This window comes from Stenotrophomonas sp. S49, from assembly GCF_016624905.1.
Taxonomy (GTDB): domain Bacteria; phylum Pseudomonadota; class Gammaproteobacteria; order Xanthomonadales; family Xanthomonadaceae; genus Stenotrophomonas.
The window spans coordinates 47,321-68,561 of the sequence record NZ_JACVUD010000001.1 but is presented as its reverse complement, the minus strand read 5'-3'; the positions used below and the strand labels follow the sequence as shown (position 1 = coordinate 68,561).

Genomic DNA, 21,241 nt, shown 5'->3' with positions numbered 1-21,241 from the left:
TGTACCTCAGGCCTTGGCCGTTACATCGATCGACTGGCCGTCGGCCAGGCGAACGTACGCCTTGCGCCAATCGCCGCGGCGGCCAGCACGGTTACGGAAGGACTTGTTCTTGCCCTTGACGTTGACCACGTTGACGGCTTCGACCTTGACGTCGAACAGCTGCTCAACCGCGGCCTTTACATCGGCCTTGGTGGCTTCGTTCGAAATTTCGAAGACATACTGGTTGGAGAGTTCCTGCAGGCGCGCGGTCTTTTCGGAGACACGCGGGGCACGCAGCACGCTGAAGATTTTTTCGTTGCTGTTCATGCCAGCCACTCCTCGACCTTCTTGACCGCGTCAGCGGTGATGACGACCGTGTCGGCACCAACCAGGGACACCGGGTCCAGACCCTGCACGTCACGCACTTCCACGTAGGGAACGTTGCGAGCCGACAGGTACAGGTGCTCGGAGGCTTCCTCGGTGACGATCAGCGGGCGCTTGCCCACTTCCAGGCCGGCCAGCTTGGCGATCAGACCCTTCGTGCTGGTCGCTTCGACGTCGAAGGACTCCACGATGGTCAGACGGCCCTGACGGTTCAGCTCGGACAGGATCGCGCACATGGCGGCACGGTACTGCTTACGATTGACCTTCTGCTCGAAGCTGCGCGGCTTGGCCGCGAAGGTGACACCGCCGCCGACGAAGATCGGAGCCGTCAGTGCGCCATGACGCGCGCCGCCGCCCTTCTGCTTCTTCGACTTCTTGGTGGTACCAGCCACTTCGGAGCGAGTCTTCTGTGCCTTGGTGCCGGCGCGACCGGCGTTGCGGTAAGCAACGACGACCTGGTGGACCAGATCTTCGCTGAAATCGCGACCGAACACGGCGTCGGAGACCGAGACCTTGTTGTTGCTACCCGTGATAACGAGTTCCATCGTCATCTCTCCTTATGCCTTGCTCGCCGGACGGACGATCACGTCGCCACCCGCCGCGCCCGGAACGGCGCCGCGAACTGCGATCAGACCGCGCTCGACGTCGACCTTGACCACTTCCAGGTTCTGGGTGCTCTGCTGCACCGCGCCCATGTGGCCCGACATCTTCTTGCCCGGGAAAACGCGACCCGGGGTCTGGCGCTGACCCAGCGAACCCGGCGCGCGATGCGACAGCGAGTTACCGTGGGTTGCATCGCCCATACGGAAGTTGTGGCGCTTGATGGTGCCCTGGAAACCCTTACCCTTGGTGACACCCTGGACGTCGACGATCTGGCCAACTTCGAAGATGTCCGCCTTGACTTCGCCGCCAACGGCGAAATCGCCGAGCTGCGCGTCTTCAACGCGGAATTCCCACAGGCCACGACCCGCTTCCACCTTCGCCTTGGCGAAGTGGCCGGCTTCCGGCTTGTTGACCAGGGCAGCGCGACGCGCGCCGACGGTCACCTGCACGGCGCTGTAGCCGTCGGTTTCGACGGTCTTGATCTGCGCGATGCGGTTGGGGGTTGCTTCGATCAGGGTCACCGGGATGGAGCGGCCATCTTCAGTGAACACGCGGCTCATGCCGGCCTTGCGGCCCACGAAGCCCAACGAATACTTCTTCGTCATGGTCGTAGTCCTCAGGTCAGCTTGATCTGAACGTCGACGCCGGCAGCCAGTTCGAGCTTCATCAGCGCGTCCACGGTCTTGTCATTCGGGTCAACGATATCGAGCACGCGCTTGTGCGTGCGGGTCTCGTACTGGTCACGCGCGTCCTTGTCGACGTGCGGGGAAACGAGGACGGTGTAACGCTCGATCTTGGTCGGCAGCGGGATCGGGCCACGCACTTGCGCGCCGGTCCGCTTGGCCGTTTCAACGATCTCGCTGGCCGAACGGTCGATCAGACGATGATCGAACGCTTTCAGCCGGATCCGGATCTTTTGGTCCGCCATGGCGGTAGGTTCCTTCGTTAAAAGAGCGACAGACAAAGCCTCTGGGTTGCTTTGTCCCGTGAAATCCCTGAATACAGACGGCCCGCACTCCTGCAGGCCGACAAGGTCAATCCATAGACCCCAAAAACGTAGGCAGGCCAGTTTCCCGGTCTGCCCAGACGTGGAAGCATAATGGCACGCAAGGCAGCTGTCAACAGTTGCCTGTTGACGCCGCCTGAATGGCATTGACCGTTCCTGGTCCGGGGAACACAAGGCACATCCTGTGCCTGCTTTCCCATTTGATACGCCCCGATGCCCTACCCAGGCAACATCGGGGCGCAGATACTACCAGATTACGCGATGATCTTCGAGACCACGCCGGCGCCGACGGTACGGCCGCCTTCGCGGATGGCGAAGCGCAGGCCTTCGTCCATTGCCACCGGGTTGATCAGCTCGACAACCATCTTCACGTTGTCGCCCGGCATCACCATCTCGACGCCTTCCGGCAGGTTGGCCTTACCGGTGATGTCGGTGGTACGGAAGTAGAACTGCGGGCGGTAGCCGTTGAAGAACGGGGTGTGACGGCCGCCTTCGTCCTTCGACAGCACGTACACTTCGCCTTCGAAGGTGGTGTGCGGCTTGATGGTGCCCGGCTTGGCCAGAACCTGGCCGCGCTCGACGTCGTCACGCTTGGTGCCGCGCAGCAGCAGACCGGCGTTGTCGCCTGCCTGGCCCTGGTCCAGCAGCTTGCGGAACATTTCGACGCCGGTCACGGTGGTCTTCTGCACCGGACGAATACCGACGATTTCGATTTCTTCGCCGACCTTGATCACGCCGCGCTCGATACGACCGGTCACCACGGTGCCGCGGCCCGAGATCGAGAACACGTCTTCCACCGGCATCAGGAACGGCTTGTCGACTGCACGCTCCGGCTCCGGGATCCAGGTATCCAGCGCGTCGACCAGCTTGATGATCGCCGGCACGCCGATTTCGCTCTGGTCGCCTTCCAGCGCCAGACGAGCCGAACCCGAGATGATCGGGGTGTCGTCGCCCGGGAACTCGTACTTGCTCAGCAGTTCGCGGACTTCCATTTCGACCAGTTCCAGCAGCTCGGCATCGTCAACCATGTCGGCCTTGTTCAGGAACACGACGATGTACGGCACGCCGACCTGACGCGACAGCAGGATGTGCTCGCGGGTCTGCGGCATCGGGCCGTCAGCGGCCGAGCACACCAGGATCGCGCCGTCCATCTGGGCGGCACCGGTGATCATGTTCTTGACGTAGTCAGCGTGGCCCGGGCAATCGACGTGGGCGTAGTGACGGGTGGTGGATTCGTATTCGACGTGCGCGGTCGAGATCGTGATACCACGCGCCTTCTCTTCCGGAGCGGCGTCGATCGCCGAGTAATCCTTGAATTCGCCACCGAAGCGCTCGGCACCGATCTTGGTCAGTGCTGCGGTCAGCGTGGTCTTGCCATGGTCGACGTGACCGATGGTGCCGACGTTGACGTGCGGCTTGGTGCGCTCGAACTTACCCTTTGCCATTGTTGTTTACCTTGATTTTGAAAGTGGTTTTCAGGAGAGGCTGAGCGAGGCTCAGCCCTTCTTCATGACGGCTTCGGCGATGTTGTTCGGCGCCGGCTCGTAATGGTCGAATTCCATGGTGAAGGTGGCGCGGCCCTGGGTCTGCGAACGCAGCGCAGTGGCGTAGCCGAACATTTCACCCAGCGGGATCATCGCGTTGATGATCGAAGCGGAGCCGTCACCGGTGGTGTCGGAACCCTGCAGCACGCCGCGACGACGGCTGACGTCGCCCATCACGTCACCCTGGTAGTCTTCCGGGGTCACGATCTCGACCTTCATGATCGGCTCCAGCAGGACCGGCTTGGCCTTGGAGAAGCCCTGCTTGAAGGCCATCGACGAGGCCAGCTTGAACGCCATTTCCGACGAGTCGACGTCGTGGTACGAGCCGAACACCAGCTTCACCTTGACGTCCACGACCGGGAAGCCAGCCAGCGGACCGCTGGTGATGGTTTCGCGCAGGCCCTTTTCGATCGACGGGATGAATTCCTTCGGAATCACACCACCGGTGATGTCGTTGATGAACAGGAAGTCGTCCTTGATCAGCGGAGCGATCTTGGCATCGGCACGGTCTTCAGCGGTGATCGGCGACAGTTCGATCACGACGTGACCGTACTGACCCTTACCACCGGACTGCTTGGCGTGCTTGTAGTCCGACTTCACGTCAGCCAGGGTGATGGTTTCGCGGTAGGCCACCTGCGGCGCACCGACGTTGGCCTCAACGTTGAACTCGCGCTTCAGGCGGTCGACGATGATGTCCAGGTGCAGCTCGCCCATGCCCGAGATGATGGTCTGGCCGGATTCTTCGTCGGTCTTGACGCGGAACGACGGATCTTCCTGCGCCAGACGGCCCAGGGCCAGACCCATCTTTTCCTGGTCCGACTTGGTCTTCGGTTCGACGGCCATCGAGATCACCGGCTCCGGGAACGTCATGCGCTCCAGGATGATCGGCTGGTCGATCGAGCACAGGGTGTCACCGGTGGTGGTGTCCTTCAGGCCCACGGCAGCAGCGATGTCACCGGCCAGAACTTCCTTGATTTCTTCGCGGTTGTTCGAGTGCATCTGCAGGATGCGGCCGATGCGCTCCTTCTTGCCCTTCACCGAGTTCAGCACGGTGTCGCCGCCATTCAGGGTGCCCGAGTAGACACGGAAGAAGGTCAGAGCGCCGACGAACGGGTCGGTGATGATCTTGAAGGCCAGCGACGAGAACGGAGCCTTGTCGTCGGACTTGCGGGTCATGGCGACGTTTTCGTCGTCCACGTCGGTACCGGTCACGTCCGGCACGTCAACCGGCGACGGCAGCAGCTGGATCACACCGTCCAGCATGGCCTGCACGCCCTTGTTCTTGAACGCGGAACCGCAGTACATCGGGACGATTTCGGTGGCCAGGGTACGGGTACGCAGCGCGTTGATGATTTCCGACTCGGCCAGCTCTTCGCCGCCCAGGTACTTTTCCATCAGCTCTTCGCTGGCTTCAGCCGCGGTCTCGATCATGAAGGTACGGGCTTCTTCAGCCTTTTCCTGCAGCTCGGCCGGAATGTCGCCGTATTCGAACTTCATGCCCTGCGAGGCTTCATCCCAGTGGATGGCCTTCATCTTCAGCAGGTCGACAACGCCCTTGAAACCATCTTCGGCGCCGATCGGCAGCTGCATCGGCACGGCGACGGCGCCGAGCTTGGCCTTCAGCTGGTCACGGACCTTGTAGAAGTTGGCGCCGGTGCGGTCCATCTTGTTGACGAACGCAATGCGCGGCACCTTGTAGCGGTTGGCCTGGCGCCACACGGTTTCCGACTGCGGCTGCACGCCACCGACGGCACACAGCACGAACACCGCACCGTCGAGCACGCGCAGCGAGCGCTCCACTTCGATGGTGAAGTCGACGTGCCCGGGGGTGTCGATGATGTTGAAGCGGTGCTCCGGCAGGGACTTGTCCATGCCCTTCCAGAACGCGGTGGTGGCAGCGGACTGGATCGTGATGCCACGTTCCTGTTCCTGCTCCATCCAGTCCATGGTGGCGGCGCCGTCGTGCACTTCACCGATCTTGTGGCTCTTGCCGGTGTAGAACAGGATGCGCTCGGACGTGGTGGTCTTGCCGGCATCGATGTGGGCCATGATGCCGAAGTTACGGTAACGCTCGATGGGAGTGGAACGGGCCACGGGGAGCCTCTCAGATTTCTTGGATTTCGGATGGCCGAACGCCGCCTTGCGGCGGCCTTCGGATTGGCGCAGCCCTTCTGGGGCCGCGAGGCAGCACCTTGATGGTGATGCCCTGCCTGTTTTACAAGGCCGTCAAACTCACCAGCGGTAGTGGGCGAATGCCTTGTTGGCTTCGGCCATGCGGTGGGTTTCTTCGCGCTTCTTGATGGCGCCACCACGGTTTTCCGCGGCGTCGATCAGTTCAGCAGCCAGCTTCTTCGGCATGGTGTTCTCACCACGCTTGCGCGCGGAGTCGATCAGCCAACGCATGGCCAGGGCCATCTTGCGCGAGGCGCGCACTTCGACCGGCACCTGGTAGGTGGCGCCGCCGACGCGACGCGACTTCACTTCGACCGCCGGAGCGACGTTGTCCAGAGCCTTCTGCACCAGCTCGATCGAGTTGGCGTTCTTCTCGGAGATGACGTCCATGGCACCGTACACGATCTTTTCAGCGACGGACTTCTTGCCGCTCTGCATGACCATGTTGATGAAACGGGCGATGGTTTCGCTTCCGTGCTTCGGATCCGGCAGGACGGAACGCTGCGGAGTATTACCCTTACGCGACATAGTGGTCTCTCCTTATGCCTTCGGACGCTTGGCGCCGTACTTGGAACGGGCCTGGCGACGCTTGGCAACGCCGGCGGCGTCGAGCGAGCCACGAACGGTGTGGTAACGCACACCCGGCAGATCCTTGACGCGACCGCCGCGGATCAGGACCACGGAGTGCTCCTGCAGGTTGTGGCCTTCACCGCCGATGTAGGAAATGACTTCTTCCTGGTTGGTCAGGCGGACCTTGGCAACCTTGCGCAGAGCCGAGTTCGGCTTCTTCGGGGTGGTGGTGTAGACGCGCGTGCAGACACCACGGCGCTGCGGGCACTTGTCGAGCGCCGGCGAGGCACTCTTGTACGTAGTAGCTTGCCGCGGCTTGCGGACCAGCTGGTTGATCGTCGCCATCAGTAGGTTCTTCTGATTGGTGGCCGGAAATCCGGCCAGAGATGCGGAAATGTTAAAGCAGGCCAAAATTCTGGCCTGCTGAGACAGACGATTGTAGCAACCTGTCAGGAACGCAGTCAAACGCGTTCTGTCAAGCCCGTTCCTGATCCTGGAACGTTACTGGGGGGCCTCCATGTACCCCGTTCAGGTTGGCGGGGTGAACCGCGAGCGGTCCACCCTGCCCTGTCCCAATCCCGTCGTTGCACCGACGGGGTGGTCCGGCTTTGCGGCCGGACCGGTGTTTCAGTCTTCCGAAGCCTGTTCAGCTTCCACTTCGGCGGCCGGTGCTTCAGCCGCGGCCGGGGTACCGGTCAGGGCCTGCATCTCCGAGTCGGTGAGACCCGAAGCGCCACGACGGCGGCTGCTGTGGTAGGACAGGCCGGTACCGGCCGGAATCAGACGGCCGACGATGACGTTTTCCTTCAGGCCGCGCAGGTTGTCCTTGGTGCCGCGGACGGCAGCTTCGGTCAGCACGCGGGTGGTTTCCTGGAACGACGCCGCCGAGATGAACGATTCGGTGGCCAGCGATGCCTTGGTGATACCCAGCAGCACCGGATCGAAGTGAGCCGGCAGTTCGCTGCGGGTGGCCAGGCGCGCATTCTCCTCGATCACGCGCTGACGCTCCACCTGTTCACCGTTCAGGAACTTGCTGCTGCCCTGGTCGGTGATCTCGACCTTGCGCAGCATCTGGCGGGTGATGACTTCGATGTGCTTGTCGTTGATCTTCACGCCCTGCAGGCGGTACACGTCCTGGATTTCCTTTACCAGGTAGGCGGCCAGCGGTTCGACACCCAGCAGACGCAGAATGTCCTGCGGGCTCGGTTCGCCGTCCACGATGGTTTCGCCCTTGGTCACGTGCTCACCTTCGAACACGATCACCTGGCGGTACTTCGGAATCAGCTCTTCGTGTTCCGAACCATCGGTGTCCTTGATGATCAGGCGCTGCTTGCCCTTGGTGTCCTTACCGAAGCTGATGATGCCCGAACGCTCGGCCAGCACCGCCGGATCCTTCGGCTTGCGCGCTTCGAACAGATCGGCCACGCGCGGCAGACCACCGGTGATGTCGCGGGTCTTGGACGCTTCCTGCGGGATCTTGGCGACCACGTCGCCCACGCCCACCGGGGCGCCGTCCTGCAGGTTGACGATCGAACGCGGCGGCAGCAGGTACTGCGCCGGCAGATCGGTGCCCGGGATGGACAGGTCGTTGCCCTTGGCGTCGACGATGCGCACGATCGGGCGCAGGTCCTTGGCCTGTGCACCACGACGCTTCGGATCGGTGATTTCGCGCGAAGCCAGACCGGTCAGTTCATCGGTCTTTTCGATGACGGTGATGCCGTCAACGAAGTCGATGAAGCGGATGAAACCGGCCACTTCCGACACGATCGGGTGGTTATGCGGATCCCAGTTGGCCACGGTCTGGCCAGCCTTGATCGCATCACCGTCCTTGGACGTGATGGTGGCACCGTACGGCAGCTTGTAACGCTCACGCTCACGGCCGTGGGCATCGAGCACCGAGATTTCGCCCGAGCGCGACACTGCCACCAGCGAGCCGTTGGCGTGCTCGACCGACTTGAGGTTGCTGAACTTGACCGAACCGGTGGTCTTGACGGTGATGTTGTCGACCGCAGCAGCTCGCGACGCCGCACCACCGATGTGGAACGTACGCATGGTCAGCTGGGTACCCGGCTCACCGATGGACTGGGCGGCGATGACGCCGACCGCTTCACCGATGTTGACCAGGTGGCCACGGGCCAGATCGCGGCCGTAGCAGCGAGCGCAGACGCCGAAGGCCGATTCGCAGGAGATGGTCGAGCGGACCTTGATGGTCTGCACGCCGGCATCTTCCAGCTTGGCCACCCAGGCTTCGTCGAGCAGGGTGTTGCGGGTCACGATCGGATCTTCGTCGTTGCCCGGCAGGAACACGTCCTCGGCAACCACGCGACCCAGCACGCGGTCCTTCAACGGCTCGACCACGTCGCCGCCTTCCACGATCGGGGTCATGATCAGGCCTTCGGTGGTACCGCAATCCACCTCGGTGATCACCACGTCCTGCGCCACGTCGACCAGACGACGGGTCAGGTAACCCGAGTTCGCGGTCTTCAGCGCGGTATCGGCCAGACCCTTACGGGCACCGTGGGTGGAGTTGAAGTACTCCTGCACGTTCAGGCCTTCGCGGAAGTTCGCCTTGATGGGCGTCTCGATGATCGAGCCATCGGGACGGGCCATCAGACCGCGCATGCCGGCCAGCTGACGGATCTGCGCCTGGCTGCCTCGCGCACCGGAGTCGGCCATGATGTACAGCGAGTTCATCGACTTCTGGTCGATGGTTTCGCCCTTGGCATTGACCACCTTCTCGGTACCAATGGTGTCCATCATCGCCTTGGCGATGCGTTCATTGGTACGCGACCAGATGTCGACCACCTTGTTGTAGCGCTCGCCGGCGGTGACCAGGCCCGACTGGTACTGCTCCTGGATTTCCAGCACTTCGGCTTCGGCCTCGGTGAGGATGCCCTTCTTCTCGTCGGGGATCAGCATGTCGTCGATGCCGATGGAGACGCCGGCGCGGGTCGCGTAGGCGAAGCCGGTGTACATCAGCTTGTCGGCGAACACGACCGTGTCCTTCAGACCCAGCTGGCGGTAGCTGGAGTTGATCAGGCGGCTGATGTTCTTCTTGGTCAGCTCGGTGTTGGCCAGCGCGAACGGCAGGCCTTCCGGCAGGATTTCAGCCAGCAGGGCGCGACCGATCGTGGTGTCCACGATCGAGGTCTTGTTCTGCTTGTTGCCTTCCTCGTCGGTCACCACTTCGGTGATGCGGACCTTGACGCGTGCGTGCAGTTCCACCACGCGGTTGTCGTAGGCGCGCTTGACTTCGGCGATGTTGGCGAAGGCCATGCCCTCGCCCTTCTTGTTTTCCAGCGAGCGGGTCATGTAGTACAGACCCAGCACGACGTCCTGCGACGGCACGATGATCGGCTCGCCGTTGGCCGGCGACAGGATGTTGTTGGTGGACATCATCAGCGCACGCGCTTCCAGCTGGGCTTCCAGCGAGAGCGGCACGTGGACGGCCATCTGGTCACCGTCGAAGTCGGCGTTGAACGCGGTGCAGACCAGCGGGTGCAGCTGGATGGCCTTGCCTTCGATCAGCACCGGCTCGAACGCCTGGATGCCCAGACGGTGCAGGGTCGGCGCACGGTTCAGCATCACCGGGTGTTCGCGGATGACCTCTTCCAGGATGTCCCAGACTTCGGCTTCTTCGCGCTCGACCAGCTTCTTGGCGGCCTTGATGGTGGTGGCCAGGCCACGACGCTGCAGCTTGGCGAAGACGAACGGCTTGAACAGTTCCAGCGCCATCTTCTTCGGCAGGCCGCACTGGTGCAGGCGCAGGTACGGACCGACCACGATGACCGAACGGCCCGAGTAGTCCACGCGCTTGCCCAGCAGGTTCTGGCGGAAGCGACCCTGCTTGCCCTTGATCATGTCGGCCAGCGACTTCAGCGGGCGCTTGTTGGTGCCGGTGATGGCACGGCCGCGACGGCCGTTGTCCAGCAGCGCATCGACCGATTCCTGCAGCATGCGCTTTTCATTGCGCACGATGATGTCCGGCGCGCTCAGTTCGAGCAGGCGGCGCAGGCGGTTGTTACGGTTGATGACGCGGCGGTACAGGTCGTTCAGGTCGGAGGTCGCAAAGCGGCCGCCGTCCAGCGGAACCAGCGGACGCAGGTCCGGCGGCAGCACCGGCAGCACGGTCATGACCATCCATTCCGGACGGTTGCCCGATTCCAGGAAGGCTTCGATCAGCTTGATGCGCTTGGTCAGTCGCTTCAGCTTGGTTTCCGAACCGGTGCTGGCGATTTCTTCGCGCAGGCGGGTCATTTCCGACTGCAGGTCGATGGTGCGCAGCAGTTCGTACACGGCCTCGGCGCCCATGGCGGCGTCGAAGTCGTCACCGTGCTCCTGGCGGGCCTGCAGGTACTGTTCTTCGGTCAGCAGCTGGCGGCGCTCCAGGGCGGTCAGGCCCGGCTCGGTCACCACGTAGGCTTCGAAGTACAGCACGCGCTCGATGTCGCGCAGGGTCATGTCCAGCATCAGGCCGATGCGCGACGGCAGCGACTTCAGGAACCAGATGTGCGCGACCGGCGATGCCAGGTCGATGTGGCCCATGCGCTCGCGGCGCACCTTGGCCAGGGTCACTTCGGTGCCGCACTTTTCGCAGACCACGCCGCGGTGCTTCATGCGCTTGTACTTGCCGCACAGGCACTCGTAGTCCTTCACCGGGCCGAAGATGGCGGCGCAGAACAGGCCGTCACGTTCCGGCTTGAAGGTACGGTAGTTGATGGTTTCCGGCTTCTTCACTTCGCCGAAGGACCACGAACGGATCAGGTCCGGCGAGGCCAGCGCGATCTTGATCGCGTCGAAGTCCAGCGTCTGGCGCTGCTGGTTGAAGAGGTTGAGCAGGTCTTTCATGGTGTTCTCCGAAAGGAGGAATGCTGTGTCGATGGGCTTTCAGTTCACTGCCAGCGGCGCGGCGGCGGTAACCGCCGCGCCGGCATGGATCAGTTGTCTTCCAGTTCCATGTTGATGGCCAGCGAGCGGATTTCCTTCACGAGCACGTTGAAGGATTCCGGCATGCCCGCGACCATCTCGTGCTCACCGTCGACGATGTTCTTGTACATCTGGTTGCGGCCCTGCACGTCATCGGACTTCACCGTCAGCATTTCCTGCAGGGTGTAGGCCGCGCCGTAGGCTTCCAGCGCCCAGACTTCCATTTCACCGAAGCGCTGGCCGCCGAACTGCGCCTTGCCGCCCAGCGGCTGCTGGGTGACGAGCGAGTACGGACCGGTCGAACGGGCGTGCATCTTGTCGTCGACCAGGTGGTTCAGCTTCAGGTAGTGCATGTAGCCAACGGTGGTGTGGCGATCGAAGGCTTCACCGGTGCGGCCGTCGTACAGCTGGGTCTGGCCACTGCTCGGCAGGTCGGCCAGTTCCAGCATCCGCTTGATTTCCGCTTCGGTGGCACCGTCGAACACCGGGGTGGCCATCGGCACGCCGTCGGTCAGGTTGCGGGCCAGGCGCAGCAGTTCCTCGTCGCTGAACTGCGACAGGTCGACACGGTTGGCCACGTTGGTGTCATCGTGGTTGTAGATGTCGTCCAGGAACTTGCGCAGGTCGGCCACGGCCGCCTGGGCTTCCATCATCGCCTGGATCTTGCGACCCAGACCCTTGGCGGCCCAGCCCAGGTGCACTTCCAGGATCTGCCCGATGTTCATACGCGACGGCACGCCCAGCGGGTTCAGTACGATGTCCACGGTTTCGCCCGAGGCCATGTACGGCATGTCCTCGACCGGCACCACGTTGGACACCACACCCTTGTTACCGTGGCGGCCTGCCATCTTGTCGCCCGGCTGGATGCGGCGCTTCACGGCCAGGAACACCTTGACCATCTTCAGCACGCCCGGGGCGAGGTCGTCGCCGGCGGTGATCTTGCCGCGCTTGTCGGCGAAGCGACGCTCGAATTCCTTCTCGTGCGCCTGGATCTGCTTCTGTGCGCGCTCGATGGCTTCCGAGGCGTCCTCGTCCTTCATGCGCAGGGCGAACCAGTCGGCCTTCTTCAGACCGTCCAGGAAGGCGTCGGAGATCACGTCGCCCTTCTTCAGGCCGGCGCCACCGTTGACCACCTTGCCCACGATCTGCGAACGCAGACGCATGTAGATGGCCGCTTCCAGGATGCGGAACTGGTCGTCGAAGTCCTTCTTGACGCGCTTGATTTCAGATTCTTCGATCTGACGGGCGCGCTTGTCCTTCTCGATGCCATCGCGGGTGAAAACCTGCACGTCGATGACGGTGCCGTCCATGCCCGGCGGAACGCGCAGCGAGCTGTCCTTCACGTCCGAAGCCTTCTCGCCGAAGATCGCGCGCAGCAGCTTCTCTTCCGGGGTCAGCTGGCTTTCGCCCTTCGGGGTGACCTTGCCGACCATGATGTCGCCGGCGCGGACTTCGGCACCGATGTACACCACGCCGCTTTCGTCCAGGCGGTTCAGCGCCTGCTCGGAAACGTTCGGGATGTCGGCGGAGATTTCTTCCGGCCCCAGCTTGGTGTCACGCGCAACGCAGGTCAGCTCTTCGATGTGGATCGTGGTGTAACGATCCTCTTCCACCACGCGCTCGGAGAGCAGGATGGAGTCTTCGAAGTTGTAGCCGTTCCACGGCATGAACGCGATCAGCATGTTCTGGCCCAGGGCCAGTTCGCCGATGTCGGTGGACGGACCGTCGGCCAGCACGTCGCCGCGGGCGATGATGTCGCCCACCTGGACCAGCGGACGCTGGTTGATGCAGGTGTTCTGGTTCGAACGGGTGTACTTGACCAGGTTGTAGATGTCCACGCCGGCATCGGTGGCGCCGACGATTTCTTCTTCAACCACCTTCACCACGATGCGCGCGGCGTCGATCTGCACGATCTCGCCACCACGACGGGCGTTGACGGTCACACCCGAGTCACGGGCCACGGCGCGTTCGATGCCGGTACCCACCAGCGGCTTCTGCGCACGCAGGGTCGGCACGGCCTGGCGCTGCATGTTGGCGCCCATCAGTGCACGGTTGGCGTCATCGTGCTCCAGGAACGGAACCAGCGCGGCTGCGATCGACACGGTCTGCATCGGCGAGACGTCCATGAAGTGGACTTCTGCCGGCGGCTTCAGCAGCGATTCGCCCTGGAAGCGGCAGGGAACGAACTGCTCGGTCAGCACGCTGTTGGCGTCGGTCAGCGCGTTGGCCTGCGCAATGACGTACTCGTTTTCTTCGATGGCCGACAGGAATTCGACTTCGTCGTACACCTTGCCGTCCACGACCTTGCGGTACGGGGTCTCGAGGAAACCGTACTGGTTGGTGCGGGCATACACGGCCAGCGAGTTGATCAGGCCGATGTTCGGGCCTTCCGGGGTTTCGATGGTGCAGACGCGGCCGTAATGGGTCGGGTGCACGTCGCGCACTTCGAAGCCGGCGCGCTCACGGGTCAGACCGCCCGGGCCCAGGGCCGAGACGCGACGCTTGTGGGTCACTTCCGACAGCGGGTTGTTCTGATCCATGAACTGCGACAGCTGCGAGGAGCCGAAGAACTCCTTGATGGCTGCGGCGACCGGCTTGGCGTTGATCAGTTCCTGCGGGGTCAGGCCTTCGGATTCGGCCATCGACAGGCGTTCCTTGACCGCGCGCTCGACGCGGACCAGGCCCACGCGGAACACGTTTTCGGCCATTTCACCGACCGAACGCACGCGACGGTTGCCCAGGTGATCGATGTCATCGACCACGCCGCGACCGTTGCGGATCTCGGTCAGGACCTTGATCACGTCCAGGATGTCGGAGCTGTCGCCGTGGGCGGCAACCAGGCGCTTGGATTCTTCGTCGTTACGCTCGCCGTAGTACTTGCGGTCGTACAGCACGGCTTCGCCGGTGGTTTCCTTGCGGCCCACGCGACGGTTGAACTTCATGCGGCCGACCGCGGACAGGTCGTAGCGCTCGAAGGTGAAGAACAGGTTGTGGAACAGGTTTTGCGCGGCATCCTTGGTCGGCGGCTCGCCCGGACGCATCATGCGGTAGATTTCGACCAGGGCTTCCAGCTGGGTCTTGGTCGGATCGATGCGCAGGGTGTTGGACAGGTACGGGCCACGATCCAGGTCGTTCACCCACAGGGTGCCCACCGCATCGACGCCGGCCTTGCGGAAGTTCTGCAGCTGTTCGTCGCTGATTTCGTCGTTGGCCTGGGCCAGCAGTTCACCGGTCGACGCATCGACCACGTCGTGCGACAGGATGCGGCCGACGATGTAGTCGTCCGGCACGGCCAGGGCGGCGATGCCCGAGGCTTCCAGCTGCTTGATGTGGCGCGCGGTGATGCGCTTGCCGGCTTCCACGATGACCTTGTCGCCGTCGGCGAGGTCGAAGCCCAGGGTTTCGCCACGCAGGCGCTCGGGCACCAGCTCCAGCTGGACGCCTTCATCCGGGTTGATGTGGAAGGTGTTGATCTCGAAGAACTCGGCCAGCATCTCTTCGTTGCTGTAGCCAAGCGCGCGCAGCAGGATCGACACCGGCAGCTTGCGGCGGCGGTCGATACGGGTGAACAGCGCGTCCTTCGGGTCGAACTCGAAGTCCAGCCAGGAGCCGCGGTAAGGAATGATGCGGGCGCTGTACAGCAGCTTGCCCGAGCTGTGGGTCTTGCCACGGTCGTGGTCGAAGAACACACCCGGCGAGCGGTGCAACTGCGAGACGATGACGCGCTCGGTGCCGTTGACGATGAAGGTGCCGTTTTCGGTCATCAGCGGGATTTCGCCCAGATAGACCTCCTGCTCCTTCACGTACTTGATGGCCTTGGTCGACGACTCACGGTCGTAGATGACCAGGCGCACGGTGACGCGCAGCGGCGCGCCGTAGCTCATGCCACGCTGGCGGCACTCACGCTCGTCGAAGACCGGCTCGCCCAGCTTGTAGCCGACGTATTCCAGGGCGGCGTTGCCGCTGTAGCTGGCGATCGGGAAGACCGACTTCAGCGCAGCGTGCAGGCCGTAATCGGCGCGCTTGGCCGGATCGACGTTTTCCTGGAGGAAATCACGGTAGGAATCCACCTGGATGGCGAGCAGGAAGGGAACTTCCAGGATCGAGCGCTGCTTGCCGAAATCCTTGCGGATGCGCTTTTTTTCGGTGAACGAATAGGACGTCATGAGGTCTTCCACCTTGTTGTGCGGGTCGTGCGTCCACAACCCGAAGGGAACTTGAAATTGTCAGTTGGAAGTCGCTGGTATTGCCGGCACCAGCACGCCTTCTCCCGCTACTTCCAACTGCCAACTCGTCTGCTACCACGCCCCTGCTGCCGCGCGCTGCGCTGGCCGGCCGGGGTTTGACTGCAGCCCGTGTTGGGCTTTTTTGCCGCTTGTTGCATCCACGCATGGCGTGGATCTACCGATGGGTTCCACGCAGGTCGTGGATACACACCACCGCAGGAACGACCAAAGGCCGGGGGCTTACGCCCCCAGCCTTGGCTGCATCGCCGTGAATCGATGACGATGCAAGGGAAGTGCTTACTTGACTTCGACAGTCGCGCCAGCAGCTTCCAGGTCCTTCTTCATCTTCTCGGCTTCGTCCTTCGAAGCGCCTTCCTTCAGGACGCCACCGGCTTCGGCCAGGTCCTTCGCTTCCTTCAGGCCCAGGCCGGTGATGGCGCGGACGGCCTTGATGACTTCGACCTTCTTGTCGCCAGCAGTCTTCAGGGTGACGGTGAATTCGGTCTGCTCTTCAACAGCGGCAGCCGGGCCAGCGGCAGCAGCCACGGCAACCGGAGCAGCGGCGGAGACGCCGAACTTTTCTTCGATGGCCTTGACCAGCTCCATCACTTCCATCAGGGACTTCTCGGCGATGGCGTCGACGATCTGTTCGTTGGTAAGGGACATGATAATTACCTTTGGATGTTTTTCTGGATTGAGGTTCCGTCAGGAACCACGATTAGTAGAAACTCAGGCGGTCTCGGCGGCCGGTTCAGCAGCGTCGGCGGCGACGTCGCCACCACCCTGCTTGTCGCCGATTGCCTTGATGGCGCGGGCAAACATCGTGACCGGCTCGGTCAGGACGCGGGCCAGCATGGCCAGGGCCTGGTCGCGGGTCGGCAGCGATGCCAGCACGTCGACGTGGCTTGCCGGGAACACTTCACCACCGATGGCGACGACCTTAGCCTTCAGCTTGTCGTTGCCCTTGGCGGCTTCCTTGATCAGGCGACCGGCTGCGCCGGGCTCCTCGAGCGAGAACGCGTACAGCAGCGGACCAACCATCTGGTCCTGTGCGACTGCGAACTCGGTGCCTTCAACAGCGCGCGACGCCAGGGTGTTCTTGACAACCTTCAAGAAAACACCGGTTTCACGAGCCTGCTTACGCATCGCGGTCATCTGAGCGACCGTGGTGCCAGCGTATTCAGCTGCGATCAAGGAGTGGGCCTTGGCGGCGACGTCTGCCAGCTCGGCGACTACTTCTTGCTTCTGGGACAGATTGAGAGCCATTGCACTCCTCCAATTGAACTCCGCTTACGGCTCCTGCCGTGTGCGGTCCTGTGCGGCATCCGTCCTGGACGCCGGGAACATCGGAATGATGTTCCGGGGGTGGGCCGTTCCAGACCTGGAGTGCAATCGGGGAAGATCCCAGACGTGCGTGAACCAGAAAAACTCCAGAAGGGCACCATCTACGCAGGTTGATTCCGGGGAATCGATTAAGCGGTCATTGCTGCGCCGGCGGCGACTCCCTGCCATATCGAGCTTCCGTGCCCGTCGCCGGTATTGCCACGACCGCGCCTGCGGTCTTTGACGGCTACCGCCGGCGGTGTGCGGCCGGCGATGCCTTCAAATGTCACGGTCACGATGCCCGAAGGTACCGTGACCGCTTGAAACAATTACTTCAGGGTCAGCGACGACTGGTCGACGGTGACGCCCGGGCCCATCGTCGAGCTGACCGAAACCTTCTGCAGGTAGGTGCCCTTCGAGGTGGCCGGCTTGGCCTTGATCAGGTCCAGCAGCAGCGCGGTCAGGTTCGACTTCAGCGCGTCTTCGGCGAAGTCGGCCTTGCCGATGGTGCAGTGGATGATACCGGCCTTGTCGGTGCGGTAACGGACCTGGCCCGACTTGGCGTTCTTCACAGCTTCACCCGGGTTCGGGGAAACGGTGCCGACCTTCGGGTTCGGCATCAGGCCGCGCGGGCCCAGCACGGTGCCCAGCTTACCGACGACGCGCATGGCGTCCGGGGTGGCGATGACGACGTCGTAGTTCAGATCGCCGGCCTGCATCTTCTCGGCCAGGTCGTCCATACCGACGGCTTCGGCGCCAGCGGCCAGGGCTTCGTCAGCCTTGGCACCGGCCGGAGCGAACACGGCAACGCGGACCGACTTGCCGGTACCAGCCGGCAGCACGGTGGAGCCACGGACCTGCTGGTCGGACTTCTTCGCATCGACGCCCAGGCGCACGGCAACGTCGATCGACTCGACGAACTTGGCCTTGGTGGCGTTCTTCAGGATGTTGATCGCGTCCTCGAAGGCGTACGACTTGCCCGGGACAACGGCGGCCTTGATGGCCTTCTCACGCTTGGTCTGTGCCATCTTATTAACCCTCCACCACGAGGCCCATGGAACGGGCAGAGCCAGCGATGGTACGCACGGCGGCGTCCAGGTCGGCGGCAGTCAGATCCGGTTCCTTCGCCTTGGCGATCTCTTCCAGCTGCTTACGGGTGACCTTGCCGACCTTCTCGGTGTTCGGGCGCTTGGAGCCCGACGAGATGCCAGCGGCCTTCTTCAGCAGAGTGGTGGCCGGGGTGCTCTTGGTGATGAAGGTGAACGTACGGTCCGAGTAGGCCGTGATGATCACCGGAACCGGCAGACCCGGCTCGAGCTTCTGCGTGGCAGCGTTGAACGCCTTGCAGAATTCCATGATGTTCAGGCCGCGCTGACCCAGCGCAGGACCGACCGGCGGCGAGGGGTTGGCCTGACCGGCCTTCACCTGCAGCTTGATGTAACCGACAACTTTCTTTGCCATTTGAGTGCTCTCCGGGTGCTAGCGCCTTTCGACAACAGGCTCCCCATCGGACCGGGAATCACGCGTCCCGGCATCGCGTTTTGAAATCATGCCGAAGGCCACCTTGCGGCGGCCTGGCTCCGCTGGCATCCCAGCGGGAGCCGCGCACTATAGCAGGTTTTTTCTTCACGTGCCTGAAGCGGCACGTAAACGAAGGAAACCGGGCAATGCCCGGTTCCTCTTGTAGAGTCGAGCTTGCTCGACTGAACGGAAAGTCGAGCAAGCTCGACTCTACCGTTGGTCAGACGGCCTTTTCGACCTGACCGAACTCGAGTTCGACCGGGGTGGCACGACCGAAGATCAGCACCGAGACGCGCAGACGGCTCTTCTCGTAGTTGACTTCTTCGACGACGCCATTGAAATCGTTGAACGGGCCATCGGTGACGCGGACCATCTGGCCCGGCTCGAACAGCACCTTCGGGCGCGGCTTTTCCACGCCTTCCTGAACGCGATTCAGGATGGCCTCGGCTTCGGAATCGGCGATCGGCAGCGGACGATCGGCAGTGCCGCCGATGAAGCCCATCACGCGCGGGGTTTCCTTCACCAGGTGCCAGCTTTCGTTGTCGATGCGCGGAATACCGGCTTCTTCGTGGGTCTCGATCTGGACCAGCACGTAACCCGGGAAGAACTTGCGCTCGGAACGACGCTTCTGACCGGCACGCATCTCGACCACTTCTTCGGTCGGGACCAGGACGTCGCCGAAGCGCTCTTCCATGCCGTCACGGGCGATGCGATCACGCAGGGCCTGCGCAACCGACTTCTCGAAGCCCGAATAGGCGTGAACGACGTACCAACGCTTCATGCATTTCTCCTTAGCGGCTCAGGAACCACTGAGTCAGTTTCTGGATCAGGAAGTCGAAGCCACCCAGCAGCAGGCTGAGGATGACCACCACGACAATCACGACCCAGGTCATGCGAACGGCTTCCTGGCGCGTCGGCCAGACCACCTTGCGCAGTTCGAAGCGCGACTCGGAGAGGAATTCGCGGGTGTCGCGCCCCTTGCCGGTCAGCATGAACACGCCGACACCGCCAACCAGACCGACCACCACCGCCAACGCACGCAGCTGACCCGTCCACGCCCCCAACTGGGTGGCACGACCGGAATCAGCGGAGAACCAGAACCAGACGAACAGACCAGCCAGCACCAGCAGCGAGGCCAGGGCGTACTTGACGATATCCCCACCGATGGCGGAAGTATCCTTGGAGTGTTCGATCTTGCTATTCATCGGGCTATATCTGCTTTAGCGACGGCTGGGCCGCTGGATAGGGTGGCAGATGGCACGCCAGGAGGGACTCGAACCCCCAACCTGCGGTTTTGGAGACCGCTGCTCTGCCAATTGAGCTACTGGCGTACAGATTGAGACTTGCCTTCCCTTAGACGGCGAAGGCGGACCGAGGTTCCCGGCCCGCCACTCGCGTAACCGGCGGTGCTATGCAACCGCCGGCACTGCAGGCTTACGCGATGATCTTCGAGACCACGCCGGCACCGACGGTACGGCCGCCTTCGCGGATGGCGAAGCGCAGGCCTTCGTCCATTGCCACCGGGTTGATCAGCTCGACAACCATCTTCACGTTGTCGCCCGGCATCACCATCTCGACGCCTTCCGGCAGGTTGGCCTTACCGGTGATGTCGGTGGTACGGAAGTAGAACTGCGGGCGGTAGCCGTTGAAGAACGGGGTGTGACGGCCGCCTTCGTCCTTCGACAGCACGTACACTTCGCCTTCGAAGGTGGTGTGCGGCTTGATGGTGCCCGGCTTGGCCAGAACCTGGCCGCGCTCGACGTCGTCACGCTTGGTGCCGCGCAGCAGCAGACCGGCATTGTCGCCTGCCTGGCCCTGATCCAGCAGCTTACGGAACATTTCGACGCCGGTCACGGTGGTCTTCTGCACCGGACGGATACCGACGATTTCGATTTCTTCGCCGACCTTGATCACGCCGCGCTCGATACGACCGGTCACCACGGTGCCGCGGCCCGAGATCGAGAACACGTCTTCCACCGGCATCAGGAACGGCTTGTCGACTGCACGCTCCGGCTCCGGAATCCAGGTGTCCAGCGCGTCGACCAGCTTGATGATCGCCGGCACGCCGATTTCGCTCTGGTCACCTTCCAGCGCCAGACGAGCCGAACCCGAGATGATCGGGGTGTCGTCGCCCGGGAACTCGTACTTGCTCAGCAGTTCGCGGACTTCCATTTCGACCAGTTCCAGCAGCTCGGCATCGTCAACCATGTCGGCCTTGTTCAGGAACACGACGATGTACGGGACGCCGACCTGACGCGACAGCAGGATGTGCTCGCGGGTCTGCGGCATCGGGCCGTCAGCGGCCGAGCACACCAGGATCGCGCCGTCCATCTGGGCGGCACCGGTGATCATGTTCTTGACGTAGTCAGCGTGGCCCGGGCAATCGACGTGGGCGTAGTGACGGGTGGTGGATTCGTATTCGACGTGCGCGGTCGAGATCGTGATGCCACGCGCCTTTTCTTCCGGCGCGGCGTCGATCGCCGAGTAGTCCTTGAATTCACCACCGAAGCGCTCGGCACCGATCTTGGTCAGTGCGGCGGTCAGCGTGGTCTTGCCGTGGTCGACGTGACCGATGGTGCCGACATTGACGTGCGGCTTGGTGCGCTCGAACTTACCCTTGGCCATGGCTGCTTATCTCGAATTCGTCTGAGAGGTGATGCTTAAGATGGTGCTCACGAAAGGAATCGAACCTTCGACCTCTTCCTTACCAAGGAAGTGCTCTACCGACTGAGCTACGTGAGCCGAGTTTTGCATTATGACACGAACTCGATAATATTCAAAGTTCATTCAATGGAGCGGGAGACGGGAATCGAACCCGCACCATCAGCTTGGAAGGCTGAGGTTCTACCATTGAACTACTCCCGCGCCGGGAATGTCACAACGTGAAACTGGTGGAGGGAGGTGGATTCGAACCACCGAAGGCGTAAGCCAGCAGATTTACAGTCTGCCCCCGTTGGCCGCTTGGGTATCCCTCCTTACCGCCCCAT

General features: G+C 62.7%; 17 protein-coding genes and 4 tRNA genes. All 21 read right to left on the bottom strand.

Annotated features, from left to right (window positions below):
- Nucleotides 1-6: 6 nt before the first annotated feature.
- Nucleotides 7-306 carry a 50S ribosomal protein L23 gene (gene rplW / locus IAE58_RS00330; protein WP_049470489.1) on the bottom strand — a complete coding sequence of 100 codons (300 nt, stop codon included), beginning with the start codon at nt 304-306 and terminating at the stop codon, nt 7-9.
- A complete protein-coding gene (rplD, locus tag IAE58_RS00325) occupies nt 303-908 on the bottom strand; it encodes a 50S ribosomal protein L4 (RefSeq protein WP_102944279.1) in 606 nt (201 codons plus the stop codon). Before rplD ends, rplW begins: the two co-directional genes overlap by 4 nt.
- Before the next feature lie 12 nt (nt 909-920).
- The gene (gene rplC, locus IAE58_RS00320; RefSeq protein ID WP_004145336.1) at nt 921-1,571 is read right to left on the bottom strand and encodes a 50S ribosomal protein L3; all 651 of its coding nucleotides are present in this window, start codon (nt 1,569-1,571) and stop codon (nt 921-923) included.
- Between the two features lie 11 nt (nt 1,572-1,582).
- Nucleotides 1,583-1,894: a 30S ribosomal protein S10 gene (gene rpsJ / locus IAE58_RS00315; protein ID WP_005408208.1), complete on the bottom strand. Its 312-nt coding sequence runs from the start codon at nt 1,892-1,894 to the stop codon at nt 1,583-1,585.
- A 332-nt stretch (nt 1,895-2,226) separates the two neighbouring features.
- Complete coding sequence (tuf, locus tag IAE58_RS00310) at nt 2,227-3,417, bottom strand: elongation factor Tu (RefSeq protein ID WP_108752273.1); 1,191 nt, start codon at nt 3,415-3,417, stop codon at nt 2,227-2,229.
- 51 nt (nt 3,418-3,468) lie between these two features.
- Complete coding sequence (fusA, locus tag IAE58_RS00305; protein WP_199932086.1) at nt 3,469-5,610, bottom strand: elongation factor G; 2,142 nt, start codon at nt 5,608-5,610, stop codon at nt 3,469-3,471.
- Nucleotides 5,611-5,748: 138 nt separating this feature from the next.
- A complete protein-coding gene (gene rpsG, locus IAE58_RS00300; RefSeq protein WP_108748654.1) occupies nt 5,749-6,216 on the bottom strand; it encodes a 30S ribosomal protein S7 in 468 nt (155 codons plus the stop codon).
- A gap of 12 nt (nt 6,217-6,228) precedes the next feature.
- Nucleotides 6,229-6,603 (bottom strand): 30S ribosomal protein S12, encoded by a 375-nt coding sequence (gene rpsL, locus IAE58_RS00295; RefSeq protein WP_004145320.1) that lies wholly within the window; start codon nt 6,601-6,603, stop codon nt 6,229-6,231.
- A 282-nt stretch (nt 6,604-6,885) separates the two neighbouring features.
- Nucleotides 6,886-11,106 carry a DNA-directed RNA polymerase subunit beta' gene (rpoC, locus tag IAE58_RS00290; protein ID WP_108748653.1) on the bottom strand — a complete coding sequence of 1,407 codons (4,221 nt, stop codon included), beginning with the start codon at nt 11,104-11,106 and terminating at the stop codon, nt 6,886-6,888.
- Between the two features lie 89 nt (nt 11,107-11,195).
- Nucleotides 11,196-15,350: a DNA-directed RNA polymerase subunit beta gene (gene rpoB, locus IAE58_RS00285; protein WP_199932087.1), complete on the bottom strand. Its 4,155-nt coding sequence runs from the start codon at nt 15,348-15,350 to the stop codon at nt 11,196-11,198.
- A gap of 357 nt (nt 15,351-15,707) precedes the next feature.
- Nucleotides 15,708-16,076: a 50S ribosomal protein L7/L12 gene (gene rplL / locus IAE58_RS00280; RefSeq protein ID WP_108752271.1), complete on the bottom strand. Its 369-nt coding sequence runs from the start codon at nt 16,074-16,076 to the stop codon at nt 15,708-15,710.
- Between the two features lie 63 nt (nt 16,077-16,139).
- Nucleotides 16,140-16,676 carry a 50S ribosomal protein L10 gene (gene rplJ, locus IAE58_RS00275; RefSeq protein WP_108748651.1) on the bottom strand — a complete coding sequence of 179 codons (537 nt, stop codon included), beginning with the start codon at nt 16,674-16,676 and terminating at the stop codon, nt 16,140-16,142.
- A 386-nt stretch (nt 16,677-17,062) separates the two neighbouring features.
- On the bottom strand, nt 17,063-17,761 hold the full coding sequence (gene rplA / locus IAE58_RS00270; protein WP_199932088.1) for a 50S ribosomal protein L1: 699 nt from the start codon (nt 17,759-17,761) through the stop codon (nt 17,063-17,065).
- A 4-nt stretch (nt 17,762-17,765) separates the two neighbouring features.
- Nucleotides 17,766-18,194, bottom strand: a complete 429-nt coding sequence (rplK, locus tag IAE58_RS00265) for a 50S ribosomal protein L11 (protein ID WP_004145248.1) — start codon at nt 18,192-18,194, stop codon at nt 17,766-17,768.
- 280 nt (nt 18,195-18,474) lie between these two features.
- Nucleotides 18,475-19,035, bottom strand: a complete 561-nt coding sequence (nusG, locus tag IAE58_RS00260) for a transcription termination/antitermination protein NusG (RefSeq protein ID WP_108748649.1) — start codon at nt 19,033-19,035, stop codon at nt 18,475-18,477.
- A 10-nt stretch (nt 19,036-19,045) separates the two neighbouring features.
- The gene (secE, locus tag IAE58_RS00255) at nt 19,046-19,459 is read right to left on the bottom strand and encodes a preprotein translocase subunit SecE (RefSeq protein ID WP_199932089.1); all 414 of its coding nucleotides are present in this window, start codon (nt 19,457-19,459) and stop codon (nt 19,046-19,048) included.
- A 50-nt stretch (nt 19,460-19,509) separates the two neighbouring features.
- Nucleotides 19,510-19,585 (bottom strand) — tRNA-Trp (locus IAE58_RS00250).
- A 103-nt stretch (nt 19,586-19,688) separates the two neighbouring features.
- Nucleotides 19,689-20,879, bottom strand: a complete 1,191-nt coding sequence (tuf, locus tag IAE58_RS00245) for an elongation factor Tu (RefSeq protein WP_108752273.1) — start codon at nt 20,877-20,879, stop codon at nt 19,689-19,691.
- Nucleotides 20,880-20,920: 41 nt separating this feature from the next.
- Nucleotides 20,921-20,996, bottom strand: a tRNA-Thr gene (locus IAE58_RS00240).
- 49 nt (nt 20,997-21,045) lie between these two features.
- Nucleotides 21,046-21,119 (bottom strand) — tRNA-Gly (locus IAE58_RS00235).
- A gap of 24 nt (nt 21,120-21,143) precedes the next feature.
- Nucleotides 21,144-21,229 (bottom strand) — tRNA-Tyr (locus IAE58_RS00230).
- Nucleotides 21,230-21,241 lie beyond the last annotated feature (12 nt).

Excerpts from the sequence above, each read along its gene's own strand:
- rplJ (WP_108748651.1), bottom strand. The coding sequence starts at position 16,676 with ATGGCTCTCAATCTGTCCCAGAAGCAAGAAGTAGTCGCCGAGCTGGCA.
- tuf (WP_108752273.1), bottom strand. The coding sequence starts at position 20,879 with ATGGCCAAGGGTAAGTTCGAGCGCACCAAGCCGCACGTCAATGTCGGC.
- rplC (WP_004145336.1), bottom strand. The coding sequence starts at position 1,571 with ATGACGAAGAAGTATTCGTTGGGCTTCGTGGGCCGCAAGGCCGGCATG.
- rpsL (WP_004145320.1), bottom strand. The coding sequence starts at position 6,603 with ATGGCGACGATCAACCAGCTGGTCCGCAAGCCGCGGCAAGCTACTACG.
- rplL (WP_108752271.1), bottom strand. The coding sequence starts at position 16,076 with ATGTCCCTTACCAACGAACAGATCGTCGACGCCATCGCCGAGAAGTCC.
- rpoC (WP_108748653.1), bottom strand. The coding sequence starts at position 11,106 with ATGAAAGACCTGCTCAACCTCTTCAACCAGCAGCGCCAGACGCTGGAC.
- rplW (WP_049470489.1), bottom strand. The coding sequence starts at position 306 with ATGAACAGCAACGAAAAAATCTTCAGCGTGCTGCGTGCCCCGCGTGTC.
- rpoB (WP_199932087.1), bottom strand. The coding sequence starts at position 15,350 with ATGACGTCCTATTCGTTCACCGAAAAAAAGCGCATCCGCAAGGATTTC.
- nusG (WP_108748649.1), bottom strand. The coding sequence starts at position 19,035 with ATGAAGCGTTGGTACGTCGTTCACGCCTATTCGGGCTTCGAGAAGTCG.
- rpsJ (WP_005408208.1), bottom strand. The coding sequence starts at position 1,894 with ATGGCGGACCAAAAGATCCGGATCCGGCTGAAAGCGTTCGATCATCGT.
- rpsG (WP_108748654.1), bottom strand. The coding sequence starts at position 6,216 with ATGTCGCGTAAGGGTAATACTCCGCAGCGTTCCGTCCTGCCGGATCCG.
- rplK (WP_004145248.1), bottom strand. The coding sequence starts at position 18,194 with ATGGCAAAGAAAGTTGTCGGTTACATCAAGCTGCAGGTGAAGGCCGGT.
- secE (WP_199932089.1), bottom strand. The coding sequence starts at position 19,459 with ATGAATAGCAAGATCGAACACTCCAAGGATACTTCCGCCATCGGTGGG.
- rplA (WP_199932088.1), bottom strand. The coding sequence starts at position 17,761 with ATGGCACAGACCAAGCGTGAGAAGGCCATCAAGGCCGCCGTTGTCCCG.
- tuf (WP_108752273.1), bottom strand. The coding sequence starts at position 3,417 with ATGGCAAAGGGTAAGTTCGAGCGCACCAAGCCGCACGTCAACGTCGGC.
- rplD (WP_102944279.1), bottom strand. The coding sequence starts at position 908 with ATGGAACTCGTTATCACGGGTAGCAACAACAAGGTCTCGGTCTCCGAC.